Raw genomic sequence first — 17,875 nt, 5'->3', positions numbered from 1 at the left:
TCTTGCCGGACGATCGCGCGTAGCATGCCACAGGCCATTTGCTTTGTGAATCCCCTTTCGCCCGGAATTCCAGCGCTTTAGCATTGCAGGATAAAAGGAGGCCCGCCATGTCCCAGATCCCTGCGCAGGACGCGCTAGCCACCCATGAGGTCCTGAACCAGCCCGCGCCGCGCGGCGATCTGGATCTGTGGGGCGATGATCCGGCGGTGCAGACCCATGCCGTGGCGGCGGGGGCGGATGCGGCGCATCTGGCGGGCTATGGTGCCAGGATCGGGACGCAGGCGATGCGCGCGGCGGGGCGCGATGCCAACCGGCAGCCGCCCGAATTGCTGCTGTTCGACGCGGGCGGGCGCAGGCTCGACGAGGTGCGTTTTCACCCCGCCTATCACGATCTGATGCAGACGGGGATCGGCGCGGGCTATGCCGCGCTGCCGTGGGAGGGGGCGCAGGGTGGCCATGCCACCCATGCCGCGATGGTCTATCTTACCTCTCAGGTGGAGCCGGGCGTGTGCTGTCCGATGACCATGACCTATGCCGCGATCCCGGCGCTGCGGGCGGACAAGGCGCTGCTGGGCGAGTGGGTGCCGAAGCTGACGGCGCGCCTCTATGATCCCGCCGCCCGACCGCTGGCGCGTAAGGCGGGGGCCACCCTGGGCATGGCGATGACCGAGAAACAGGGTGGCTCGGACATTCGCGCCAATGCCACGCGGGCGGTGGCCGAGGGCGATCATTACCGGCTGACCGGGCATAAATGGTTCTGCTCCGCGCCGATGTCGGACGGGTTCCTGACGCTGGCGCAGGCCGAGGGTGGGCTCACCTGTTTTCTGGTGCCGCGCTGGCTGGAGGGGGGGCGCAACGGCATTCATATCCAGCGATTGAAGGACAAGCTGGGCAACCGCGCCAATGCCTCTGCCGAGATCGAGTATCACGGCGCGCTTAGCTACCGGCTGGGCGAGGAGGGCGCGGGGGTGCGCACGATCCTCGAGATGGTGCATCACACAAGGCTCGATACCGCGATGGCGCCTGCGGGGCTGATGCGCGCCGCGCTCGATCATGCCGGCCATTGGGCGCGGCATCGCAGCGCGTTCCAGAAGCAGTTGATCGACCAACCCTTGATGCGGTCGGTGCTGGCCGATCTGGTGCTCGATTGGGAGGGGACGCTGGCCTTGGGGATGCACGTGGCGCGGGCGTTTGACGGCAGCAGCCCGCGCGACCGCGCCTTTGCCCGGCTGGGCGTCGCGCTGGCCAAGTTTCTCGGCAACAAGCTGTGCCCCGGGCTGGTCTATGAGGCGATGGAGGCGATGGGCGGCATGGGCTATGTCGAGGACACGCCCCTGCCGCTGCTCTATCGCGAGGCGCCGCTCAATTCGATCTGGGAGGGGTCGGGCAACGTGATCTGTCTCGATATCCTGCGCACGCTGGCGAAGGAGCCGCTGGCGGGCGAGGCGCTGTCAGAGGAGCTGGCGCAGGTGGAAGGGCAGGACAGGCGCTTTGACGCGGCGCTGCGCGCGCATATGCAAATCTTTCCCAAGCCCCCCGAGGAGGCGCAGGCGCGCTGGTATGCCGAGAGCCTCGCCACATTGCTCACCGCTTCGGTGCTGCTGCGCCACGCGCCGGATGCCGTGGCCGGGGCCTATATCGCCACCCGTCTGAGCGATCCGCGCGGGCGGGTCGCGGGCGCGATTGGCGGGATTGATACGGGCGCGGTGCTGTCGCGGCTGGGGAGTTAAAATAAATTCCCAAATGTGAATATGTTTGATGTAGATCAAGGCTGCGTGGGACGAGGCGCTTTTAGGGTGCCGGTGTGAAAGAGAGATACTGAATTCACCTTAAACCCGAGAGGTTCCCATGCGTAAATTCCTGACCGCCGCCGCCCTTGGACTTGCCACGCTGGCCGCACCTGCAGCCGAGGCCGAAGAGGCCAAACAGATGGTCACCATCCTGACCAGCGAAGAGCCGCAGACGCAGCTCATGTCGATGGTGCTGACCATGCAATCCATGCAGGCGGGGGCCGGGGCCTATGTGCTCTTGTGCGGCCCGGCGGGCGATCTGGCACTCAAGGACGCGCCCGAGGCCGCCACCGCGCCGCAACCGCCCAAGGGGATGAGCCCGCAACTGCTGATGCAGAAGATCATGGAGCAGGGCGCCACGGTTGAGGTCTGTGCAATCTACCTGCCGGGCAAGGGCGTTGCGCAGGACGCGCTCCTCGACGGGATCGGCGCGGCCAAGCCGCCTGCGGTGGCCAAGCGCCTTTTGGCGGATGACACGCGGATCATGTCGTTCTGAGCGATCCCGGTGCCGGTGGCCGGGCGTTCGTCAGGCCACCGCATGCGCCAGCGCGCATTGTTTCCACAACGTCGTGAGCGCCGTCACCAGATGGTCGATATCGGCATCCGAATGCAGCGGGCCGGGGGTGAAGCGGAGCCGTTCGGTGCCCTTGGGCACGGTGGGATAGTTGATCGGCTGCACGTAGATGCCCCAGTCGCGCATCAGGATATCTGCGAGCATCCGGCATTTCACCGGGTCCTTGATCATCACCGGGATGATGTGGCTGTCGTTGTCGAGATGCGGGATGCCACGCGCGTCGAGGAGGCTACGCAGCCGGGCCACTTGCGCGCGCTGCGCCTGCCGCTCGTCGTCCGACTGCTTGAGATGCGCGATGCTGGCGGTCGCGGCGGCGGCCACGGCGGGGGGCAGGGCGGTGGTGAAGATGAAGCCACTGGCAAACGAACGGATGAAATCGCACAGGCTGGCGGAGCCGGTGACATAGCCGCCCATGCAGCCATAGGCCTTGCCCAATGTGCCTTCGATCAGGGTGATGCGATCCGCGAGGCCGCGTTCCTCGGAGACGCCACCACCGCGCGGCCCATAGAGGCCCACCGCGTGCACCTCGTCGAGATAGGTCAGCGCGCCGTGTTTCTCGGCGACTTCGACGATCTCCTCCATCGGGCTGATGTCACCATCCATCGAATAGACGCTCTCAAAGGCGACGATCTTGGGCGCGTTGGCGGGCAGGCGGGCCAGCTTGCGGTCGAGATCCTCGGGGTCATTGTGCTTCCAGATCACCTTTTGCGCGCGGCTGTGGCGGATGCCCTCGATCATGCTGGCATGGTTGAGCTCGTCCGAGAGGATCACCGCGTCGGGCAACCGGCTGCCAAGCGTCGAGAGGGCCGCCCAGTTCGACACGTAGCCAGAGGTGAAGAGGAGCGCGTCCTCCTTGCCATGCAGGTCGGCCAGTTCACGCTCGAGCAGCAGGTGGTGGTGATTGGTGCCCGAGATGTTGCGGGTGCCGCCCGCGCCGGTGCCGCATTGGTCGATCGCGTCTTTCATGGCCTGCCGCACCACCGGGTGCTGCCCCATGCCGAGATAGTCGTTGGAGCACCAGACGGTCACTTCGTCAGGGGCCTCGGCATCATGGCTCTTGGCCTTGGGAAACGCGCCACAGCGCCGCTCCAGCTCGGCGAAAACGCGGTAATTTCCTTCTTCGCGCAGGGTGTCCAGTTGCGCGTCGAACATGGCGTCAAAATCCATGATGTCCCTCCGGTCTTGTCTTTTTAGGTGCATGTTTGGGCGCGGGCAGCATCCAGCGCCAGAGTTTCGCGTCAGGCACCGGCAGCACCATCAGCCAATGTTCGAGAAGCGCCAGCGCGGTGATCGCCGACAAGAGCGCAAAGCCCACCACCTCGGCAGGTTGTCCCGCGGAGTAGAGCCGCTCCAGCCAGCAGGCCACGGCGAGGCTGAGCGCGGTGACTGAGCCGGGGAAGAACCAGCCCACGGGCGCGATCCGGAAATGGCTGCCCAGATGCGAGAGCGCGCGGGGGATGAACTCGGTATTGATGCGCGGCACGCCGAAATAGAGGTTCAACTTGGCGGTGACGCGCGCGAAATAGAGCACCGTGAACGTCCAGAGTCCGACGCTGTTGGCGGCCTCATGGCCGAAGATCCAGACAAGGATCAGCACGCCCGTGAGCAGCATCTCGTGATAGGCGACGGTGCCCCAGGCGCGGAGGAACCGCTCCCATTCCGGCAGATGCGCGGGGCAGGGGCGGCGGTTCGGCCCGGTGATGGCGCCGGTGAGAAAGCTGAGCTCGATCCAGCCCCAGATTGCCAGTGCCGAGAGGAACGCGCCATAGGTCGCACCCACGCCGGTCAGGCCCGATGTCGCCTCATAGCCCCAGATGCCTGCGCCCAGCACCGGCAGCGCCAAGATCACCGGGCGGCGGCCCGCCGCATCACCCCGCCGTTCGCAGAGGCGGACGATCAAAAGGATCACCCCGGTGGCGAACCACCAGAGAAAAAGCGCCATCAGGGCTGCGATCCAGGGGCTATGCACGTCTATTCCTTCATCTTGCCAGAAATATTCCGGGGGGTGTGGGGGGCTGGCCCCCCCACCTTTCTCAGTAAGCAGGCTCCAGCCGGGTGCTGGCGGGCACCACGTGTTTCTTGGCCGGGATGGTATAGAGCCCGACAAAGGCCGCCGCCGCCCGTGTCTGCGCGCCGAGGCTCCTCAGCCATGCGCCCACCCCCTTCTCCGCCTTGGCGCGGGCCAGATCGGCATTGGCCTTTTGCAGCCGCACCAGACCCGCCTGCCAGCGCGGGTTGTCGATATCGAGCGTGATCGGGAAGATCTGCTTGGTGAGCTCGGAGGTCTTGGTGAAGACCTCGTTGGCGTACCAGTCCGGATCGACGCCGAGGGCGGCGTGGAACTTGGGCCGCTGGTGGTCGCGGACATACATCGTGGCGTAAACGGCGGTGAGGAAAAACTTGATCCAGAGGACGTTCTTGCCGGAGGTCAGCTTGGGGTCGGTCTTCATCAGCAGGGCAAAGGCCTCGCCGTGGCTGAACTCGTCATTGCACCACTCGTGGAACCATTTGAAGATCGGGTGAAAACGGTGCTCGGGATGCTGTTCCAGATGCCGGAAGATCGTGATGTAGCGGGCATAGCCGATTTTTTCGCTGAGATAGGTGGCGTAGTAGATGAATTTGGGCCGGAAATAGGTGTATTTCTTCTTCTGGGTCAGGAACCCGAGGTTCACCGCCACCCCCGCCTCGCGCAGGGCGTCGTTGATGAAGCCCGCGTGCCGGGCCTCGTCGCGCGCCATAAGTTGGAAAAGCTGCGTGATGTCCTTGTTGTTGCCGCGCCGCTTCATTTCCTTGTAGAGCACGCAGCCCGAGAACTCGGCGGTGCAAGAGGAGATCAGGAAGTCGATGAACTCCTTCCTCAGACCCGGCTCCATCCCGTCCCAATCGACGTGGTCCCAGTCTTCGTTCTTCTTGAAATGGCCCTTGTTGGGGTCAGACTCCATCTGGTCGATGAGCTTGTCCCAATCGGCGCGGACGGAAGAGACGTCGATCGCGTCAAGTTCGTCGAAATCGGTGGTATAAAAGCGCGGCGTCAGCAGCGTGTTCTGCATCGCCACCTCGGTCGCGGCCTTGCTGTCGAATTTGGCCTGTTCTTCCTGGATGGCGAGGCCTTCTTCGACCGTGGTCGCGTCGGCGGAATGTTTCACAAGGGCATTCATAGCGTCACCTCCTCGGAGAACGAGAATTCGCAAAGCTCCATCACCTCGAAATCCCCGGTCATCCGGGTCCAGAGGCGCTCCAGCCCGCTGGCGCGGATGATGGTGGCGTCGCGGTCCTCGATCACGATCTCGCCGAAGGGCGCCATGATCTCGGGGCCGTGCACCTTCACCTCGTCGCCCGGATAGACCGTGGCACCGTTGTTGAAGCGCACATGCGCGTGGAGCGATTCAAACTTGTGACTGATTTCAACCGTACAGGGCGCGTGTTCGATTTCCTTGGTAAGCCATCCCATTATTGGCCTCCTTTCTCAGTTTGCCAGCAGCTTTGCGAAGGCTGCGGCGTTATCCGCGCCGAACCCCATGAGGTCGGCGCGCCAGCCTGTGCTGGGGTCGTGGATCGAGAGGCGGCCGTTTTCGTGCTGCCTCACGGTGACGGGCCCGGTGCGGGCCACGTCGTGCTTGATGCGTTCGCGGTTGATCACCCGCTCGACACCGGCGATGAAACCGCCCTCTTCTGGGGACAGCTTGGCGATGACGCTGCCATTGGCGTCGAGCACGGTGGCGCGGCCGCCCACGTCGCCCGAGAGGAACATCTGCCGTTCCAGCAACACCGGGCTTTGGGGTGGGGTCGAGACGAGCGGCGCGTCGGTGAGCCGCGCGTAGCTGACGATGGCCAGCACCGACAGCACCAGCACCAGCATCGCGCGGACCATCATCCGCGGGACAAGGTCACGGTCGCTCGGGGTCTTGTATCTCGGGGCGCTTGCGTCACTCATCGTCTGGGCTCCTGTGGTTACTCAGCCGCCATCGCGGGCTGCGGTGCGGCGCGCTCGACGCGGGGCGTGGCGATCCACGTCTCGGCGGCCTCGGAGATCATCGCGGCGATGCGATCGGCCTCGGGGATGCAGCGCAGCGCGGGCTGCGTGCGGCGCATCACCCAGGGGCGCACATGTGGCCAGCACACCAGATACGACAGGCGCGTGTCGCCCATCAGGTCAAAGGCGATGGTGCCGGTGCCGCGCTTGCCGGGCTTGTAATCGGCGCGTCCGATCTGGGTGTAGGGCAGGTTGAGCGTCACCGTGAGCGCCGCCCCGATCCGCATGGCCACGCGGCGGTTGGTCACCGTGTAGACGGTGGCGCGGGCCTGCACATAGCCCACGATCATCAGCATCGCGCAGACCACCGCCCCCATGATCACGAGTGGCAGCGCGGCGGCAAAGGCGGTGACCAGCGGCATCTGGTCCATCAGCGTGATGAACCGCCACGCCGCCAGCACCCCGAAATAGCCCGCGACCCAGGGCAGGCTCAGCGCCTCGACGCTCAGCCGCCACCAATCGGGCTTGCCCTGCCACAGGATACGCTCGCCCTCGGGCGGGGTCTCGGGCAGGCCGGGGACGGGTTCAACGGCAAAGTCGTCATGGCTCATGGTCTTGGTCCTTATCCCAGTTGCGGCTCGAGCCGCGCCTCGGAGGCGTAAAGCGTGCCGCCGCCGTAATAGCCCGCGATCTTGTCCTCTTCGAGCAGCGTCACCTGGCGCGGTGAGGCATGCACCGGCACGCCCGCGAAATGCTTGCCGAAGATCGAGCGGATCTGCACCCGGTCGGAACGGATGCGCGCGAAGGTCATCGGCACCAGCCGCTTGCCCTCGCCCCAGGGGGCCTGCAATTCGATCTCGAGATAGCGCACCAGCTGCTCGGGTTCGTCAAGCCACATGTCGGTGACGGTGCCCACGACCTCATGATCGCCGGCCTGCACCTCGAGGCCGCGTGGATCACGGCCGGCGGCCACCACGAAATGCTCGGTCGCCGACATCGGCACGATCTTGGGGTGGCCGTGGCCGTCAAGCTCGGGGATGTCGCGGCGCGGGGCCCAAGAGGCAGGGCCGACACCATCGGCCAGCGGATCGCCCGTTGGCACGAAGGGAAAGCCGTTGCCATGGGCGGTCTTGGCGAGTGCGATATCGGTGCGGTCGGGGTTCTGGCCCGAGGGCACGGTCACCTCGCCACGGCCATGCGGCAGTTTGAAGGTCTTGTCGCTCGGCACCGGGAACAGCCCCTGATTGGCCGACGGGTTGCCGTCGTCATCCTCGAGCGGGTAGCCCTCGCGCATGTTCTCGCGCTGAATGTAGAAGATCAGCACCACGAAGAAGCCGTAGAACAGCCAGAGCGAGAGGCTCGCGAGGTCGAAATTTCCAAAGAATGGCTCGGTCATGTCAGACTCCTTTCGAGCGAACATTGGTCATGAGGGGAACTCGGCCAGCCCGATGCGGCCGCCCTCCGATTGCGAAATGCTGCCGCGCGGGGTCAGCCGGACGAGCGGCCCCAGCACGACAAGGGTGAGAAAGAGAAGCGCGATTTCCGCGTGATAGACGAGGGAATAGCCGGTGGCGTTGGTCGCCAGTGCCTCGCCCCAGGCGCCTGAGAGCGCCACGTGATTGACCACGTCGCGCAGACCGCCGCCGATGGCGATCGAGAGCCCCGCCGCCGTGGCCTGTGCGGCACCCCATGCGCCGAGGGCGAGGCCGTGGCCGCTACCGCCCTCGCGTGCCAGCCCCATGGCGGCGGTGAGGGTCGAGACAGCAAAAAGCCCGCCGCCGAGGCCGATGAGCCCCGCCCCGGCAAAGAACAGCACCGGCGATTGCATGGGGGCGGCAAAGATCACCGTGGCGAAGGCCACGATCCCGACCAGCAGACCGGTGCCGGCCATGCGGTAGGTGTTGGCACCTTTCAGCAGCGCACGCCCGGCAAGGACAAACCCCGCGAGCGCGCCTGCGGCCCAGATCGCCGTCAGCACCGTGGTGGCCGAGACCGAGAGGCCCAGCACCTCGCCGCCGTAAGGCTCGAGCAGAACGTCCTGCATGTTGAAGGCCATGGTGCCGAGGAACACCACCGCCAGCAGCCGCCCCGCCGTGCCACCCTTCATCAGGTCGGCCCAGGCATCGCGGAACTGCGGGCGCGGGGCCTCGCGTTCGGCGCGGCTCATCGGGCTGAGCTTTTCCTGTTTCCAGAGCGCAATGAGATTGAGGATGATACCGACCGAGGCCGCGCCCTGCACCACACGCACCAGCGTGAAGGGGGCGAAATCGCGCAGGAGCCAGCCGATCACGATGGCCGAGAGCCCCATGCCCAGCAGGAACATCACGTAGAGGAGGGCGACGACGCGGGGGCGGGTTTCATCGGTGGCGCGATCCGAGGCGAGCGCCAGACCGGCGGTCTGAGTCATGTGCAGCCCGAGGCCGGTCATCAGGAAGGCGATGGCGGCCAAAACTTCGCCCGCCCATGTCGGACCGACCTGTTGCTGCCCGCTCAGCACCAGAAGCGCGAAGGGCATGACCGCAAGGCCGCCCATCTGCCAGAGCGAGCCGAACCAGAGATAGGGGATGCGTTTCCAGCCGAGGGCGGAGCGGTAGGTGTCGGACCGGAACCCCAGAAGGGCGCGGAAGGGGGCAATGAGAACCGGCAGGGCGATCATCACGGCGACGATGACGGCGGGCACCGAAAGCTCCACGATCATCACGCGGTTGAGCGTGCCCAAAAGCAGCACCGTGGCCATGCCGACCGAGACCTGGAAGAGCGACAGGCGCAGAAGTTGCGAGAGCGGCAGGCCCTCGCTCGCCGCATCGGCAAAGGGTAGCCAGCGGGTGGTGACCGCCATCAACTGCGCGTTGGTGCGTTTCCAGGCCGGTCCGATCATCCCCGCACCTCCATCGCCTGTGAGATGTAAAAGCCGCGCGAAATGCGGTCGAGCGGGGTGAGGCAGGCGTTGCTGCCCGCCGCGCGCAGGCCCTGTGTCAGCCGAGCCGAGGAATGCGGTACCATCACCGGCGAGCGGTCGGCGCGCGGAAAGAGCTTGCCCACACGCCACATCGCCATCAACAGCGGGGTGCGCGGGGCGACCGTAAAGATGATCCCGCCGCGTGTGCGCGCGGCCAATTCGGCGAGCGCGTGCGCGAGATCAGGGGCGGTGTAGTAGATCAGGCTATCCATCGCGAGGACATGATCGAAACGCCCGAGGCTCTGCGCCAGCATGTCGCCGGAGTGAAAGGAAACCTGTATCTGGAGCCGGTCATCCAGCCGCTTTCGCGCGATGTCTACAAGCGCGGGGGAGATATCCACCGCCACCACATCGGCCCCGCGCGCGGCGAGTTCCGCCGTCATCTGCCCCGCGCCGCAGCCCGCATCAAGGATGCGCGCGCCGCGCAGGTCGTCGGGCAGCCGCGCCAGCATCTGTGCGCGCATGGCGTCACGCCCCTCGCGCACCGTCTGGCGGATTTTCGACACCGGCGCATCGCTGGTCAGCGCCTCCCAAGCCCGGGTGGCGGTGCGGTCGAAATAGGTCTCGACCCGCGCGAGTGTCTGGTCATAAGACATCAATCGAACCCCAGAAGCTCGAATATATCGCGGTCTTCCATCGGCGCGGGGGCCAGCGGATCGGTGCCGTTCCAAAGATGCTGCGCCAGCCCGGTATAGATATCGCGGACCATCTGTACCTCCTCGTCCACCTCCATCTCGAAGAGCGTTTTCTTCTTGAGGCGCGAGCGGCGGATGGCGTCGATATCGGGCATATGCGCGATCCGGTTGAAGCCCACCACATCGCAATAGCGGTCAACCTCGTCGGTGTCGCGGGAGCGGTTCGCCACGCAGCCCGCCAGCCGGACCTTGTAATTGGCCGATTTCGCCTGCACGGCCGCGATGATCCGGTTCATCGCGTAGATGCTGTCGAAATCATTGGCGGTCACGATCAGCGCCCGGTCGGCATGTTGCAGGGGGGCGGCAAAGCCGCCGCAGACCACGTCGCCCAGCACGTCGAAGATCACCACATCGGCATCGTCGAGCATGTGGTGCTGTTTCAGCAGCTTCACCGTCTGCCCGACCACGTAGCCGCCGCAGCCGGTGCCGGCAGGCGGTCCGCCGGCCTCGACGCATTGCACGCCGCCCCAGCCTGTCGTCACGAAATCTTCCGGGCGCAACTCCTCGGAGTGGAAGTCCACCTCCTTGAGAATGTCGATCACCGTGGGCTGCAACTGACCCGTCAGCGTAAATGTGCTGTCATGCTTGGGGTCGCAGCCGATCTGCAGCACCCGCTTGCCCATGGCGGCAAAGGCCGCCGAGAGGTTCGACGAGGTGGTCGATTTGCCGATCCCGCCCTTGCCATAGACCGAGAACACCTTTGCGCCCTCGATCTTCATCGAGGCATCCTGATGCACCTGCACCGATCCCTCGCCGTCCTGTCCCCGAAGGTTCGGGATGTCGTCGCGCGGGCTCATATAGTCCTCCAATCGGTGGGCGTCATCGCCCCCTGTTTCTTCTGGCCGTAAATATCCCGGGGGTGTGGGGGCTGGCCCCCACGCGCGCCTTGGCCATATGCGCTCCGGTTCGTCATTCTGCCGCCACCCCTTCCATCCGGTCCTCGATCGCGTCGGCGGCGGCGCGCAGGGCGTCGAGCGTGGCGGCGTCGGGGCTCCAATAGGCGCGCTCATGCGCCTCGATCAGCCGGTTCGCCATCCGCGAGGAGGCGACGGGGTTGAGCGCGCTCATCCGCTCGCGCATCGCCTCATCCAGCACAAAGGTCTCGGAGAGGCGCTGATAGACCCAAGGCTCCACCTGTCCGGTGGTGGCCGACCAGCCCATGGTGTTGGTGACACTCGCCTCGATCTGGCGCACGCCCTCGGCCCCATGCTTGAGCAGGCCTTCGTGGAATTTCGGGTTGAGCGCGCGTGAGCGCGTCTCCAGTGCGACCTGATCGGCCAGTGTGCGGACCTTGCCCGCGCCGCGCGTGGTGTCGGAGATATAAAGCGCAGCCTCCTGCCCGCCGCGGGCGCGTTTCACCGCGCGGGCGATGCCGCCGAGCGTGTCGAAATAGTGGTCGACCGTGGTGACGCCCAGTTCGATCGACTCGAGGTTCTGATAGGCGAGGTCCACGGTGCGCAGCGTTTCCTGCAGAAGTGCTGTCTGCTGTTGCGCCTTGCCGTTGACGCCGTAAGCAAAGCTCTTGCGCGCCTCATAGGCATCTGCAAGCTCGTCCTCTTCGCCGAAGGCGGAGCTGTCGACCAGTTGGTTGACGTTCGAGCCGTAGGCGCCCTCGGCATTGGAAAAGACGCGCAGGGCGGCCTCGTCCATGGTGCAGCCCGTCCGCTCGATATGCGCCAGCGCATGGGCGCGGATGAAATTCCTCTCGACCGGCTCCTCGGCAGAGGCGGCCTTGAGCGCGGCCTCGGCCAGAAGCCGGGTCTGCAGGGGCAGCAGGTCGCGGAAGATGCCCGAGAGCGTCATCACCACGTCGATGCGGGGGCGGCCCAGTGTCTCCAGCGGGATCAGGTCCGCGCCGCAAAGCCGCCCGAAGGCGTCAAAGCGCGGGGTCGCGCCGATCAGCGCCATGGCCTGCGCCAGCGGCGCGCCGTCGGATTTGATATTGTCCGAGCCCCAGAGCACCAGCGCCACGCTGCGCGGCAGGCTGTGATGGGTGTCGAGCAGGAGCTGCGCCTGTTTCGCGCCCTCACGGCAGGCGAATTCCGAGGGCATGCGGAACGGGTCGAACGCGTGGATATTGCGCCCGGTGGGCAGGATGTCGGGCGAGCGGATCAGGTCACCGCCATGCACCGGCGGGGTGAAGCGGCCCTCGAGCGCATTGAGCAGCGCGGGAATTTCGCTGTCCTGCTGCAGGTGCAGGTCGGCCTGTGCGCGGGTCGCGTCATCGGCATCGGCCATCAGGTCGAGATACTCGGCGCGGGCCGCAGCGGTCATTTTCCGGCCGACAATGTGAAGCCCCTCGGGGATGAGCGCCTCTTCGGTCTCCAGCAGGCGCAGCCAGAGCGCCGCGATATCGCCGCCGTCGAGATCGACCGCCGCCGCCTGTTCAGTGATCAGCGTCTCCAACTCGGCGCGCTCGGACGCGTCATTTGCCATCTCGCGCCAGCGGGTCAGGCTGTCCTTGAGTTCCGTCAGCCCCTTGTAGAGCCCGGCCACCGCCAGCGGCGGGGTAAGATGGGTGACAGTCACAGCCCCTGTGCGCCGCTTGGCCAGTGTCGCCTCGGAGGGATTGTTGGCGGCATAGAGATAGATGTTGGGCATGTCGCCGATCAGCCGGTCGGGCCAGCAGGCATTGCCCGGCCCGGCCTGTTTTCCGGGCATGAATTCGAGCGCGCCATGCATGCCGAAATGCAGGAGCGCATCGGCGCGGAAGGCGTTTTTCAGCCAGAGATAGAATTGCGTAAACGCATGCGTCGGGGCAAAGCCGCCCTCGAAGAGAAGGCGCATCGGGTCGCCCTCATAGCCAAAGGCCGGTTGCAAGCCGACAAAGACATTGCCGAACTGACGGCCGAGGATATAGACGCCGCGCCCGTCGGATTGCACCTTGCCGGGGGCGGCACCCCATTGCGCCTCGATCTCGGTCAGCCAGGGCGTGCCGCGCACGATCTCGTCGGCGCTGACATGGGCGGCGATATTCGCCTCCTGCCCGTATTGCGCGGCATTGCCGCTGAGCACCTCGGCGCGCAGATCCTCGACCGTCTCGGGGGGCGTGAGGTCATAGCCGCGCGCGGCCATGGCGTGCAGCGTGTTGTGCAGCGATTGGAACACGTCGAGATAGGCGGCCGTGCCTGCGGCACCCGCATTGGGCGGAAAACCAAAAAGGATAATGCCGACGCGGCGTTCTGCCACGCGCGAGCGGCGCAGTGCGACCTGTTTTTCGACCCGTGCCGCCAGAACCTCGATCCGTTCGGGGCAGGGGGCCATTTCCTTGACGGTGGACTGTGCCGCGCAGTTGCGCGCGCAGCCGTGGCAGCCTTCATCCCCGTGCCGCCCGGCAAAGACGGTCGGGTTGGTCGCGCCGTCAAGTTCCGGCAGGGCGATGAGCATGGTGGTCTCAATGGGCCCAAGCCCCTGCTTGGAGTCCGCCCATTGCCCCAGCGTCTGGAATTCCAGCGGATGGGCTGCGATATAGGGAATATCGAGCGCGTCCAGCACCTTAAGCGCCGCGCCGGTGTCATTATAGGCCGGACCGCCCACGAGGCTGAAGCCGGTCAGCGACAGCAGCGTGTCGATCTTCGGCCCGGTCTCATCGGTGAAGAACGCCTCGATGGCGGGCCGTCCGTCAAGACCGCCGGCAAAGGCGGGCAAGACGCGCAGCCCGCGCGCCTCGAGCGTGCGGATCACCGTGTCGTAATGCGCGGTATCGCCCGCCAGCACATAGCTGCGCATCATCAAGAGGCCCACGGTGCCCTTAGCCGCCGTTGGGGCAGGCAGGTCGGCGGGATCGGTGGTGATCCGCTCGGCCAGGTCGGGGTGATAGAGGCCGGTATCGGGATATTCGATGGGCGCGGGGGCGGTGACACCGCGCCAATCCGCGCGGCGGCAATAGCGTGACAGCAGGAACCGCACCATCGCCTCGATGTTGTCATCCGAGCCGCCGAGCCAATATTGCATGATCAGAAACCATGCGCGCAGGTCCTGGCTCTTGCCGGGGATGAGGCGCAGGATCTTGGGCAGGCGGCGCAGCATGCGCATCTTCTTGGCGCCGGATTCGGTCGAGGGCTTGCCCGAGCCGCGCAGTTTCTTGAGCAGCTTCATCGCGCCTGAGGCGGGCGCGTCCATGTCGAGCGTGCCCATGCGAGTGAGTTTCACGATCTGCGCATCGGCGATGACGCCCGCCATCGCGTCGCAGTCGGCGCGGCGCGCCTTGAGGTCGGGCAGGATCGCGTTGATATGCTCTTCTAGGAACAGCAGGTTGGCGATGACGATGTCGCCCTTGGCAATCGCCGCCTTGGCCTCGGCCAGGGCCTCGGGGCTTTCGCCCCATTCGGCGGCGGCGTGGACGCTGAGTTCCAGCCCCGGGAAATCGCCCGCCAGCCGCTCGGCCACCCGCGCACAGGGGCCCGCCGCATGGGCATCGAGCGTGAGGATCACCACGCGGTAGGGAGCAGGGGCGGATATGTCGCGATCAACGTGCATAATGCGCCTTTGCCTCATATAGCGTGTCGATGCCGATCTCGTGGACGCCCTGATTGGCGGCGAAAGTTTCGGTGTTGCGCCGCGCCTTGCCGCGCACGAAGAAGGGGATCTTCTTCAATTCGCGCTCGGCCTCGTCGAGCCAGACCACCTCGCCGGGTTTCTTCTGGCCTGAAATATCCCGGGGGGAAGCCGCAGGCTGGGGGGCTGGCCCCCCTGCATCATTGGCCGCATGGTGGCCGCCGTGATGGCTGGCCCCGGCGGCGTCGTTGAATTCGAAATCGTCGCGGAACATGTGCAGCAGGTGTTCTTCCAGCCCCATGACCAGCGGATGCACCCATGTGTCGAAAATCACGTTCGCGCCCTCGATCCCCATCTGCGGGGAGTAGCGGGCGGGGTAGTCCTGCACATGGACGGGGGCGGAGATCACGGCGCAGGGGATGTTGAGGCGCTTGCCGATCATCCGCTCCATCTGGGTGCCGAGGATCATTTCGGGGGCGAGCGCCTCGATGGCGGCCTCGACCTCTAGGTAGTCATCGGTGATGAGCGCCTCGACGCCGTAGTCCTTGGCCAGCTTGCGGATGGGGCGGGCCATTTCGCGGTTGTAGCAGCCCAGGCCCACCACCTCGAAGCCCATCTCGTCGCGGGCGATGCGGGCGGCGGCGGCCACATGGGTGCCGTCGCCGAAGAGGAACACGCGCTTGCCGGTCAGGTAGGTGCTGTCGACGCTGGCCGAGTACCACGGCAGGCGCAGGCGGCTCTCGTCGATCTGAGGGGTGAGACCGGTGAGGGAGGCCACCTCGGCCATGAAGTCGCGGGTGGCGCCGACGCCGATGGGGACGGTCTTGGTGAAGGGCAGGTCCAACTCGCGCTCCATCCAGCGGCAGGCCGCCTCGCCGGTTTCGGGATACATCAGCACGTTGAAATGCGCGGCCCCCAGACGGGCGATGTCGGAGGGCGAGGCCCCGTAGGGCGCGCAGACATTCACCGCCACGCCCATATCGGCGAGCATGCCGGTCAGTTCGGTGATGTCGTCGCGGTGGCGGAAGCCGAGCGCCGTGGGCCCGATCAGGTTGCAGCTGACATGGGCGGTCTTCTCAACCGGCTTCGCGAGCGCGCGGGTGATCTGGAAGAACGTCTCGTCCGCGCCGAAATTTTCCTTGCGCTGGTAGCTGGGCAGTTCCAGCGCAATGACCGGGACGGGCAGGCCCATCGTCTCGGCCATGCCGCCGGGATCGTCCTGAATGAGTTCGGCGGTGCAGGAGGCGCCGACGATCATCGCCTCCGGCTTGAACCGGTCATAGGCGTTCTGGCAGGCGGTCTTGAAGAGATTGGCGGTGTCAGAGCCCAGATCGCGCGCCTGAAAGGTGGTGTAGGTCACCGGCGGGCGGTGGTTGCGCCGCTCGATCATGGTGAAGAGCAGATCGGCATAGGTGTCGCCCTGCGGCGCGTGCAACACGTAATGCAGGCCGGTCATGGCGGTGGCGACGCGCATCGCGCCGACATGCGGTGGGCCTTCATATGTCCAGAGGGTCAGCTTCATTCCGCCGCCTCCAGATGCAGGGCCGCGCGGCGGCGCAGGGGGCGCGAGAAGAGCCCGGCGAGATCGCCCGCCTGTTCGTAGAAATGCACCGGGGTGAACACCAACTCGATGGCCCATTTGGTGGTCAGGCCCTCGGCCTCGAGCGGGTTGGCGAGGCCGAGGCCGCAGACCGTGAGATCGGGGCGCGCAGCGCGGCAGCGTTCGAGTTGCAGATCCACGTCCTGGCCTTCGGCAATCTGCGGGCCTTCGGCCAGCAGGTCGAGATCGGGGCCGAGAATGGCCTTGTGCAGGTAGGGGGTGCCGACTTCCAGCGCCTGCATGCCGCATTCGCGGGTCAGGAACCGGGCCAGCGGAATTTCAAGCTGGCTGTCGGGGAAGAAGAAGACGGTCTTGCCGGCGAGCGTTTCCGCCGCCTGTTTTACCGCACGGCGGGCGCGGGCGCGGGGCGCGTCAGTGACGGCATCAAAACGCGCCCGTTCGACACCGAATTCCTGCGCGAGAGCGGCCAACCAAGCGGTCGTGCCCTCCTCGCCGAAAGGTAGCGGTGCAGGAACATGACGCGCCCCGCGCCGTTCAAGGGCGGCATGGGTGCCCCCCAGGAACGGCTGGGTGAGGGCGAACACGGTGTTCGGGCCCACAGCAACCGGGTCATCGGCATGGCGCGCAGGCAGGACCGTGACCTTTTCGATCCCCATCTGCGCCAGAAGGTCAAGCGCCTGATCCTCGACCACGTCGGGCAGCGCGCCCACCAGCATAAGCTGGCGCTCATCGGTCTGCGGCAGGGCCGGGACCATCGAGGCGAGGCAGGCATCCTCGCCCTCGGTAAAGGTCGTCTCGATGCCCGAGCCGGAATAGTTGAGCACCCGCACCTTGGGGGCGTGGCGCATGGTCAGACGCTCCGCAGCACGCGCAAGATCGAGCTTGATCACCTCGGACGGGCAGGAGCCTACGAGAAAGAGCTGCCGGATGTCAGGGCGGCGGGCGAGCAGGCGCTCGACCTCGCGCTCGAGTTCGACCTGCGCGTCGGCCAGCCCGGCGAGATCGGTCTCCTCGAGAATCGCGGTGCCGAATCGGGGCTCGGCAAAGATCATCACGCCAGCCGCGGATTGCAGCAAATGCGCGCAGGTGCGTGATCCGACGACCAAAAAGAAGGCATCCTGCATTTTGCGGTGAAGCCAGATGATGCCGGTCAGGCCGCAGAACACCTCGTGTTGTCCGCGCTGTTTTAGGACCGGCGCCTCGCGGCAGCCGCGCGTCGGCGGGGGGGCGTCGTGGCGGGTCATACAGCCCCCTCCATCTGCCGCCGGGCGGCGCGCAGCTTGAGCAGGAACTGCCCGGCATTGATCACGTAGGCGGCATAGGCGGCGAGGGCGAGTGCCATCAGTTCGACCGGCGCCAGCGCCCCGGTGTAGAGCGCCCAGACATAGGCGGTGTGCAGCGCGATCACCGCGAAGCTGAACACGTCCTCCCAGAAAAACGCAGGCGCGAAGAGGTATTGGCCGAAGACCACCTTTTCCCAGATCGCACCGGTCACCATGATGAGATATAGCAGCCCGGTCTTGGCGAGGATCGAAACGGTCGCGGCCTCGTAGCCGGTTCCTGTCAGCAGGTAGCGGATGACCAGCATGAGTGACACCAGAAACACCAGAAACTGCAATGGCGCGAGCAACCCCTGGACCAAGGTCCAGACCGTCGCATCGCGGCGCGCGCGCTGTTCATCGGTGTAAAGCGCGCCTGAAGCGTTGGTGGTCTGCGCGTGTGGCGCCATTTGTCCCCCCTAACAGGCAAGTGCGTTAAGGTTCATGCTAAGTGCGGGGCGGGCAAAGTGTCAATTATAATTTACACATGACGCTTCAGTAAATGTC

16 protein-coding genes are annotated in these 17,875 nt (G+C 65.9%); 2 read left to right on the top strand and 14 right to left on the bottom strand.

All coding sequences use genetic code 11. The annotated features are described in order from the left end of the window. The first annotated feature begins 107 nt into the window (after positions 1-107). Positions 108-1,730, top strand: a complete 1,623-nt coding sequence (locus tag ACSSV4_RS11755) for an acyl-CoA dehydrogenase family protein (RefSeq protein WP_454275340.1) — start codon at positions 108-110, stop codon at positions 1,728-1,730. Between the two features lie 118 nt (positions 1,731-1,848). Next, positions 1,849-2,286 (top strand): hypothetical protein, encoded by a 438-nt coding sequence (locus ACSSV4_RS11750; protein WP_454275339.1) that lies wholly within the window; start codon positions 1,849-1,851, stop codon positions 2,284-2,286. A 30-nt stretch (positions 2,287-2,316) separates the two neighbouring features. Here the strand turns inward: ACSSV4_RS11750 and hemA are convergent, their stop codons facing one another. The 14 genes from hemA to bchF form a co-directional block, all read right to left on the bottom strand. Further along, a complete protein-coding gene (gene hemA / locus ACSSV4_RS11745) occupies positions 2,317-3,531 on the bottom strand; it encodes a 5-aminolevulinate synthase (protein WP_454275338.1) in 1,215 nt (404 codons plus the stop codon). Then, positions 3,521-4,333, bottom strand: coding sequence for a putative photosynthetic complex assembly protein PuhE (gene puhE, locus ACSSV4_RS11740; RefSeq protein WP_454275337.1), 813 nt, complete (start codon positions 4,331-4,333; stop codon positions 3,521-3,523). Before puhE ends, hemA begins: the two co-directional genes overlap by 11 nt. 64 nt (positions 4,334-4,397) lie before the next feature. After that, a complete protein-coding gene (gene acsF / locus ACSSV4_RS11735) occupies positions 4,398-5,522 on the bottom strand; it encodes a magnesium-protoporphyrin IX monomethyl ester (oxidative) cyclase (protein ID WP_454275336.1) in 1,125 nt (374 codons plus the stop codon). Then, positions 5,519-5,815, bottom strand: a complete 297-nt coding sequence (locus tag ACSSV4_RS11730; RefSeq protein WP_454275335.1) for a hypothetical protein — start codon at positions 5,813-5,815, stop codon at positions 5,519-5,521. The genes acsF and ACSSV4_RS11730 overlap by 4 nt, the downstream gene beginning before the upstream one ends. Positions 5,816-5,830: 15 nt before the next feature. Next, positions 5,831-6,298 carry a photosynthetic complex assembly protein PuhC gene (gene puhC / locus ACSSV4_RS11725; protein ID WP_454275334.1) on the bottom strand — a complete coding sequence of 156 codons (468 nt, stop codon included), beginning with the start codon at positions 6,296-6,298 and terminating at the stop codon, positions 5,831-5,833. Positions 6,299-6,315: 17 nt separating this feature from the next. After that, positions 6,316-6,948 carry a photosynthetic complex putative assembly protein PuhB gene (gene puhB / locus ACSSV4_RS11720; protein WP_454275333.1) on the bottom strand — a complete coding sequence of 211 codons (633 nt, stop codon included), beginning with the start codon at positions 6,946-6,948 and terminating at the stop codon, positions 6,316-6,318. Between the two features lie 11 nt (positions 6,949-6,959). Beyond that, positions 6,960-7,733 (bottom strand): photosynthetic reaction center subunit H, encoded by a 774-nt coding sequence (puhA, locus tag ACSSV4_RS11715; protein ID WP_454275332.1) that lies wholly within the window; start codon positions 7,731-7,733, stop codon positions 6,960-6,962. Between the two features lie 27 nt (positions 7,734-7,760). Then, entirely contained in the window at positions 7,761-9,215 is a 1,455-nt protein-coding gene (locus ACSSV4_RS11710; RefSeq protein ID WP_454275331.1) for a PucC family protein, read from the bottom strand. Further along, on the bottom strand, positions 9,212-9,892 hold the full coding sequence (bchM, locus tag ACSSV4_RS11705) for a magnesium protoporphyrin IX methyltransferase (RefSeq protein WP_454275330.1): 681 nt from the start codon (positions 9,890-9,892) through the stop codon (positions 9,212-9,214). Before bchM ends, ACSSV4_RS11710 begins: the two co-directional genes overlap by 4 nt. Further along, positions 9,892-10,788: a ferredoxin:protochlorophyllide reductase (ATP-dependent) iron-sulfur ATP-binding protein gene (bchL, locus tag ACSSV4_RS11700; protein ID WP_454275329.1), complete on the bottom strand. Its 897-nt coding sequence runs from the start codon at positions 10,786-10,788 to the stop codon at positions 9,892-9,894. Before bchL ends, bchM begins: the two co-directional genes overlap by 1 nt. Positions 10,789-10,900: 112 nt before the next feature. Further along, positions 10,901-14,470, bottom strand: a complete 3,570-nt coding sequence (locus ACSSV4_RS11695; RefSeq protein ID WP_454275328.1) for a magnesium chelatase subunit H — start codon at positions 14,468-14,470, stop codon at positions 10,901-10,903. Beyond that, on the bottom strand, positions 14,460-16,010 hold the full coding sequence (gene bchB, locus ACSSV4_RS11690) for a ferredoxin:protochlorophyllide reductase (ATP-dependent) subunit B (protein ID WP_454275327.1): 1,551 nt from the start codon (positions 16,008-16,010) through the stop codon (positions 14,460-14,462). Before bchB ends, ACSSV4_RS11695 begins: the two co-directional genes overlap by 11 nt. Further along, complete coding sequence (locus ACSSV4_RS11685) at positions 16,007-17,293, bottom strand: ferredoxin:protochlorophyllide reductase (ATP-dependent) subunit N (RefSeq protein ID WP_454275326.1); 1,287 nt, start codon at positions 17,291-17,293, stop codon at positions 16,007-16,009. The genes bchB and ACSSV4_RS11685 overlap by 4 nt, the downstream gene beginning before the upstream one ends. Next, positions 17,290-17,778 (bottom strand): 2-vinyl bacteriochlorophyllide hydratase, encoded by a 489-nt coding sequence (gene bchF, locus ACSSV4_RS11680; RefSeq protein ID WP_454275325.1) that lies wholly within the window; start codon positions 17,776-17,778, stop codon positions 17,290-17,292. Before bchF ends, ACSSV4_RS11685 begins: the two co-directional genes overlap by 4 nt. Positions 17,779-17,875 lie beyond the last annotated feature (97 nt).

Source organism: Roseovarius sp. MBR-154, assembly GCF_053628595.1.
This window is presented reverse-complemented; position numbering and strand designations above follow the sequence as displayed.